Source organism: Streptococcus sp. 1004_SSPC (genome assembly GCF_001069025.1).
Taxonomy (GTDB): domain Bacteria; phylum Bacillota; class Bacilli; order Lactobacillales; family Streptococcaceae; genus Streptococcus; species Streptococcus vestibularis.
The window spans coordinates 1-887 of the sequence record NZ_JWGQ01000128.1 but is presented as its reverse complement, the minus strand read 5'-3'; the positions used below and the strand labels follow the sequence as shown (position 1 = coordinate 887).

1 pseudogene is annotated in these 887 nt (G+C 35.1%); it reads right to left on the bottom strand.

From position 1 onward, the window contains the following. Window positions 1–24 precede the first annotated feature (24 nt). A pseudogene (locus ADF62_RS10930) lies at window positions 25–793 on the bottom strand (IS3 family transposase); the annotation flags it as partial. Window positions 794–887: the final 94 nt, after the last annotated feature.

Genomic DNA, 887 nt, shown 5'->3' with positions numbered 1-887 from the left:
TTCTCATAACCATAAAACATCTCAGACTTCAGAATGCAAAAGAAAGACTTCATCATGCCGTTGCACCTTCTTATGGTTCACTATAAAACTACAATTTCGCAATTCAAGAGTCATTCGACGAGAACCATAATTTCCCTTGTGTTCAGTAAAAATAGCTTGAATTTCAGCTTTGATAGTTTGATTATTATCCGTTTGATCCAGCTGTTTTAAGTGGTAATAATAGGTCGAACGAGCAAGCTTAACAATCTTTAGAAGACTCTCTAAAGCAAACTCTGTTACCAATCCTCGAACAATTTCTGTTTTTCTCTTTACTCTTTCTCGCCCCTCAATCGGAGTTTTCTCAACCTTTTTAGAACAGCGTTCTCCGCTCTCAAGTACTCATTTTCTGCTTGAAGTTGCTCTAGCTCTGTCATCTCTTCAGATTTCTTCTTTGGCTTACGTCCCATTTTAGGCGGTCTTCCTCTTGTTTTCTCAACAATAGTATACCCATTTTCTTGTATTGTGCTATCCAATTAGGTAACATTCCACCACTTGGAAGAGCATAATCAAGACTTATACTTTTTTGTGAACGACCTTCAAGTAGCACTTTATCAATCATTTCTTGTTTTAATTCTGGAGAATAGTAACAATTCTTACCTTTCTTGACAATTTCTATTCCGTAACGTTCGATCAATCTCATCATATATCTTAATCCAGAAGCATCCACACCAAATCTTTTTGAAAGTTGGTTGAAAGTTTGACCTTGCTTTCTCAATTCATGTATTTTAACTCTATCTTCATAAGTTAATTTCATAATAAAAACACCCCAAAAGTTAGATTTTTTGGGCTCTATAATTTCTGTAGTGGGTAAAACCACTGTAGAGATTATAGAGCTTTTTAAGTGTACA